The organism is Methanocalculus sp., from assembly GCF_029762515.1.
Classification (GTDB): Archaea; Halobacteriota; Methanomicrobia; order Methanomicrobiales; family Methanocorpusculaceae; genus Methanocalculus.
Window position 1 is genome coordinate 1 of the sequence record NZ_JARVGN010000117.1, and the last position, 5640, is coordinate 5640.

A 5640-nucleotide genomic window follows, 5' to 3' on the forward strand; every position below is an offset into this window, starting at 1 on the left:
CATCCTTCATCTTCCGGATGCGGGTGATGACCTCCTCCTCCGGGATGCGAAGCCGGGATCCGATCTCAGCAAATGGCTGCTCCACCATGGGGACCCCCTCTTCAAGTTCTCTCAGGATTGTCCGGTCAGTCTCGTCCATCTGATTCCTCCGGGATGCAATGAAAGCGGACATCGATCTTGTACGATCTGATGGTGGGGAGGCTGATCATATCCTCATCCGAAATACCGGCTCTCTTCTGGATATCTGATAGTGTCGATTCGATCTCCTCCCCTGTTCCCCCGGCGATGGTGAACCAGATGGAATAGTAATGATCCCGCCGGTAGTTGTGGGAGACTTCAGGGTAGCTGTTGATGATTGCTGCGACTTCATCTATTTGCTCTTCCGGGATGTGAAAAGCGATCAGCGATCCGGCATTCAGGCCGAATTTCCGGGATTCAAGGACAGGTGAGATCGTCCTGATGATCCCCGATTCTTTCAGGCGGCAGATGCGTTCCAGGCACTCCTCTTCGCCGAGTTCGATCTGATCCCCGATCTCCTTCCAGGGGCGGGGAGTGAGGGGAAGATCATCCTGCAGGGCATCAAGGAGGAGGAGATCGATCTGATCCAACTCGTTATCTGTTCTTATGGTAACACCTCCCGTGGCTGGTAGGCACACCAGGGATCTTCTCCGAATATCTCATCTGTCTGGCCTTTTGGTGCGGCGAGCCCGTCACACCAGCGGGGTGAAGATGCAGGGTTCTGGTATGCACGGGCCCGGCATCCTCCACAGGCGGCCTTGTAGGTGCAGCGGCCACATTTCCCCGTGATATTGTTCAGGTCGCGGAGTTTTACAAAGAGTTCCGACCTGTACCAGATATCCGAAAATGACGTTTTTTTCAGGTTTCCAACAGATACTGTGAGGTATGGGCACGGCGTCACCTCGCCGGTTGCATAGATCCGGCAGTACGTGATCCCGGCGAGGCATCCCCTCCCCCATTGCGGGTTCTCTATCCCGAGATCATCTGCAATCCTCCTGAACTGCGGGGCACAGGTCGGGCGGATATTCAGGCCGCTGTTTCGGTACCTGACCAGTACCTCGCGGATGATCCCCTCATATTCCTCTGGTGTGCTGAGGCTGATCCCTTCGCCCCGGCCGGTTCTGACCGGGAAGAAGAGGTGATAGTCTTTCACTCCTTTATTTATGCAAAATTGGATGAGAGAGTCGATATTCTCTATATCCGGCCTCGTCACCGTCATATTGATCTGCACCGGGATTTCTGCTGCATTGCAGGAGTCAATTGCATGCACCGCCCGCTCCCATGCCCCTTCCACCCCGCGGAACGTATCATGGATGGCAGGATCGGTCGAGTCGAGGCTGATTGCTACTGCCTTTATTCCCGCCTCTTTCAGGCGGAGTGCCATCTCTTCGTCAAGATAGTAGCCTGAGGTGCCCATCACCATCCTGAGCCCTTTCTCTGTCCCATAGGCTGCGATCTCACAGATATCCTCCCGGAGCAGGGGTTCGCCGCCGCTCAGGACAAGGATCGGACTGCCGACGTCTGCTATCTGATCGATTACTTCCTTTGCCTCGTCTGTTGAGAGGACGCCTTCCGGCTCGCTATTTCCAGCATCCACGTAGCAGTGGGCACATTTCAGCGGGCAGCGGAGGGTTATGTTCCATGATATGAGGCGGGGAGGACCTGGATCTCTTCCCTGAAGATTCCGGATGGACATTCAGCTCTTCTTCTCGATCTCTTCAAGGACTGATCTGATCCGGCGCAGTTCATCGAGGACGGGATCTGTTGATCGTGGTACTGCGGTTTCACCGCCTGATTCGGTTGCGATGGCAGGGCCGGATCTGACATATCCCATGATCAGTTCGCGGAGCTCTTCTGCCCCGGTGATGCCGTTTAAGCTGAGCTCAGCCATCGGCTGTGCAGAATAGCCTGCTGTCTGGAGATGCAGGGAGGAGATCCCAAAGAACCGCATGACAGGACCCTGGTGGATATCGACATTTGTGATCCGTGAGTAAGGCACGATCGCATTCTGCCGGAACCAGACGCCCCGCCTCCAGCTGATCTCGGTTGGCGTGAGCTCGTAGATGATTGACTTGTAGTACAGCCCAAGCCAGTAGAGGATGAAGAGGAGCACCGCTGCAATCGGGATGGTGATGATCAGTCCGGTGATATCCGGCGTCACGGCGAGGATACTGATACAGAAGCCCCCAAGGAGGATGAGGGCGATTGCGTAGGTGAGGTAATAGTATCTCTTCAGCGCAGGATCGGGATTGAATGTCTCCCCAATCCGATAGGGTTGTGTGGTCATGAAAGAGTAATCGTGGTCTGAATATAAAGGGATTGCGAGGGAGTGAGTGAAATATTGAGTTGATTGGTGCATATAATCTCTCTCCTCTTTCATCCGGAAGCTATACTTCCCATGAAGAACCGATCAATGGTATGGCGATGCGATCCATCCGTGTCCGTGAGGAGACGAAAGTGATGCCTGATGATCTGAAAACGCATCCTGCTGATACTTACGACTCAATCATCTGCCGCCTCATCGATTCTGTCTAAGATGACGAGCCGCTCACCCGGGAGGAGATTGATGGAATAAAAGCGAGTGAAGCTGATATTCAGGCAGGCCGCTTTCGGAGTCTTGAGGAGATATCAAAGGATCTGGGTGACGACCTGGTTGTCAGGTGATAAAAGAAGATTACCTATCTGCCCAGAGCAGATGGATGTTGCAGAACTCCCGTACTTTGACTGGCTCTTCATCGGTTTCGAAGTACGCCGTTGGAGCCATCCCTGGCTTTAAATGGGCAAGACAGGTGCCGTTCTTTGTCTGGAGCTCGATCCATTCGACGTAGTGGTTTGGCTCCATCGGATGCGGTGTCGAGCCGACGGTGACAACATATCCCTTCCCTGATCGCTCGATGATCGGGACATGCTTCTCGGTGGTCTTGTCGGCGGTCTGTTCGATGAGCAGTTCCATATCTTTTCCGCAGCAGACGAGTTTGCCATTTGCTGCATGCATGACGCTGGTGATGTTTCCGCAGACGCCGCATTTGTAGATCTGGCCCTTTTCCGTCATAGGCAATACTACATTGGTTCAGAATAAAAAAAGTTGGGTTATGGGGGTTTATTGAATCAACATACTACTCATTCGGCATGTTTCGCCGCAATCGTCTTTGCGAGCTCTTTTATCGCGGTAATGTCTTTTTCAGTGGGGTGGCCTTTGATATAGACCGGCTCGATGACCTCGCACTTCAGTGGGGCAATAATGTCTGCAATCTGTTTTACTGCCTTTCCGCCCCAGCCAAATGATCCGATGACTGTTGCGTACTTCGCCTTCGGCTTGATGGCGGCTGCAAGATATGCTGCATAGATTGCAAGAGGGTGGGCACCGAAGAGAACTGTCGGGGTGGCGACGATGACTGTCTTTGCTTCAACGAGGCTCATTGCCAGAAGCCCGATGTCGCTCTCTGCCAGATTGAACCGCTCGACATCCACTCCCTCGCCGATAAGGGCATTTCCAAGGATGTCCACCATCTTCTTTGTACTTCCATGCATCGAGACATAGGCAATAACAGCGGTGTTCTTTGGATCCGCAGTTGCCCACTCCCGGTAGTATCCCAGGATCAGGTCCGGGTTGTTATAGAGAGGGCCGTGGCTTGGAGCGATGATCTCAACATCGAGGCTCTCGATAGTGTCAAGGTATGCAGGTATGCTGCCTGCAAAAGGCATCATGATCTCGGCATAGTAGCGCTTTGCGGATTCATAGAGCCGCTCGGGGTCATTGATATAGAGATCAGATGCAGCAAGATGGGAGCCGAGGAAGTCGCAGGTGAATATGATCCGATCTTCCGGGATATATGTAAACATGGTATCCGGCCAGTGGACCCAGGGGGCGTGGAAGAACTGCATCGTCTTTCCGCCAAGATCGACTGTTTCCCTGTCTTCAACAACCCGGATCCTCTCCTCTTCAATGCCGAAAAACTCAATTAAAAGCTCTTTTGCCTTTGGGCTCGTCAGGACGAGTGCAGACGGATACAGTTCAAGCAGGAGCGGGAGGCAGCCGGTATGATCCTGTTCGGCGTGGTGGACGACGATGTAGTCGACCTCATCGGCTTGTGCGGTCATCAGGTTTGTGACCAGCTCCATCTCCATCTCCTCACCTACGGCATCAAGGAGAACGGTCTTCTCACTTCCTTTCACCAGGTATGAATTATAGCTTGTGCCTTTTGGCGTAGGGATCAGGGAATCAAAGAGGCGGAGATCCCAGTCTATTGCCCCGACCCAGGAGATTCCATCTTTGATTGATCGAACAACCATGTTTCCTTCACTCCTTCTTCACAAAGAGGGCTTTGCGTGCTGCACAGATCGGGCATACCCAGTCCTCGGGGAGTTCTTCGAATTTCTTTGATTCTTTCTCATCATTGTGAATATGTCCGCAGATTGTGCATTTCCATGAGCTCATTCTCTATTCCTCCTTTGCTATCTCAATCGGTGAAAAAGCGGATAAGGTTTTTGATCACGGCTGTCCGATTCACCGTTTTGAAACCCGGGGGCAGGGGCGGGACGTTCCCTCTGCCTCTCAATGGATCTTGATCTGCCGGGGATTGTTGGATCTGAGGCTTTTTTCGTCTCAATCACTCAGAATAATCAGGAGGGATGAAGTCTGGTGCATCTCCAAACGACCCAATCATCTCTTCCTGCCGGGTCATAAGGCTGACAATGACGAATTCCTTCGTATGCGATTCGGGTTGCTTCAGAACCTTGTCTGAGGTGGCCTGAAAGAACTCATCAAAAGCGGATTTCATCAGAGAGAGCTCCTCATTGAATCTCCTGAGGGTGGTTTCTGAGACAACAGCATTGTCATCGTACTCTTCAAGGACAAGTTCAGCAGATCGGATCATCGCTCTCTGCTTTTCATCAACCTTCTCATATTCACCCAAAAGATACTCTCTTCGAGGCTCTTTGGATGCATCGATCAAGGTCCGCATCCTGCCATCAAGGATCTCCACACATCCCCGTGATTCATAGAATCTTGTCTTATCCCCTGAATCTCCTGAGATAATATATGAGAATACCCAGTTTGCACCTTTATTCTGGCTATCCTGCATCTGGTTCATTACAAGAGCCATCTCCGGAGTGAGAAGAGGCGTTCCGGCCAGGTCTTTGTTCTGGGTGGAAGCAGGCGGATCCACAGCCATGCATCCTGCCGAGATGATCAGGATTCCGGTAAGAAGAGCCAGGAGAAGGCAGGATCTTCCAGATTTCATAGTGAGTACTAATCAGGAGATTTTATAAACGTAATGGTGGATCGTCTGCCGGTTCGGGGGGTGAGATAACGGTTAAGGTGATGCCGAGGGCTGTCCTTTCAGGCCAGCAGGTTGCTGAGATGATTGTCAAAAAACATGAATAGGCGGTTGGTGGGTATTAATTGCCCTTCATATCGCAGAGATCCCCATACGGGCACCACTGGCACCGCTGATAATCCGGCTGGGCGGGGAACTCGCCTGACTGGATAGAGTTGAGCATCTCCTTCAGATTCTCTGTGAATGCCCTGATGCTCTCTTCGGTTGGCAGGTAGTCGATGATCCGGTTGTCCGCAAGATAGAAGAGCGATGCCCGTTTTGGCAGTTCTCCAAAGAGTTCCCT

General features: G+C 52.3%; 10 protein-coding genes. 1 reads left to right on the top strand and 9 read right to left on the bottom strand.

Going from position 1 to position 5640, the window contains the following annotated elements:
• The 4 genes from QCH34_RS13305 to QCH34_RS05535 form a co-directional block, all read right to left on the bottom strand.
• Nucleotides 1–172, bottom strand: a 172-nt coding sequence (locus QCH34_RS13305) for an AsnC family protein (RefSeq protein ID WP_366898371.1), incomplete at its 3' end; no start/stop codon positions are given.
• Nucleotides 126–608, bottom strand: coding sequence for an AsnC family transcriptional regulator (locus QCH34_RS05525; RefSeq protein WP_300331379.1), 483 nt, complete (start codon nt 606–608; stop codon nt 126–128). The genes QCH34_RS05525 and QCH34_RS13305, both read right to left, overlap by 47 nt.
• 14 nt (nt 609–622) lie before the next feature.
• A complete protein-coding gene (locus QCH34_RS05530; RefSeq protein ID WP_300331382.1) occupies nt 623–1714 on the bottom strand; it encodes a radical SAM protein in 1092 nt (363 codons plus the stop codon).
• Nucleotides 1715–2305, bottom strand: a complete 591-nt coding sequence (locus tag QCH34_RS05535) for a PH domain-containing protein (RefSeq protein ID WP_300331385.1) — start codon at nt 2303–2305, stop codon at nt 1715–1717.
• A gap of 59 nt (nt 2306–2364) precedes the next feature.
• On the opposite strand from QCH34_RS05535, the gene QCH34_RS05540 reads away from it, so the two are divergent.
• Nucleotides 2365–2553, top strand: a complete 189-nt coding sequence (locus QCH34_RS05540) for a hypothetical protein (RefSeq protein WP_300331388.1) — start codon at nt 2365–2367, stop codon at nt 2551–2553.
• Nucleotides 2554–2692: 139 nt separating this feature from the next.
• Here the strand turns inward: QCH34_RS05540 and QCH34_RS05545 are convergent, their stop codons facing one another.
• The 5 genes from QCH34_RS05545 to QCH34_RS05565 all read right to left on the bottom strand — a co-directional run.
• A complete protein-coding gene (locus tag QCH34_RS05545; RefSeq protein WP_300331392.1) occupies nt 2693–3070 on the bottom strand; it encodes a desulfoferrodoxin in 378 nt (125 codons plus the stop codon).
• A gap of 68 nt (nt 3071–3138) precedes the next feature.
• Nucleotides 3139–4311: an FprA family A-type flavoprotein gene (locus QCH34_RS05550; protein WP_300331397.1), complete on the bottom strand. Its 1173-nt coding sequence runs from the start codon at nt 4309–4311 to the stop codon at nt 3139–3141.
• Nucleotides 4312–4318: 7 nt separating this feature from the next.
• The gene (locus QCH34_RS05555; RefSeq protein ID WP_300331400.1) at nt 4319–4456 is read right to left on the bottom strand and encodes a rubredoxin; all 138 of its coding nucleotides are present in this window, start codon (nt 4454–4456) and stop codon (nt 4319–4321) included.
• A 172-nt stretch (nt 4457–4628) separates the two neighbouring features.
• Nucleotides 4629–5261 (bottom strand): hypothetical protein, encoded by a 633-nt coding sequence (locus QCH34_RS05560; RefSeq protein ID WP_300331403.1) that lies wholly within the window; start codon nt 5259–5261, stop codon nt 4629–4631.
• 157 nt (nt 5262–5418) lie between these two features.
• Nucleotides 5419–5640: PD-(D/E)XK nuclease family protein (locus QCH34_RS05565; RefSeq protein WP_300331406.1), on the bottom strand; the 222-nt coding region annotated here is incomplete at its 5' end.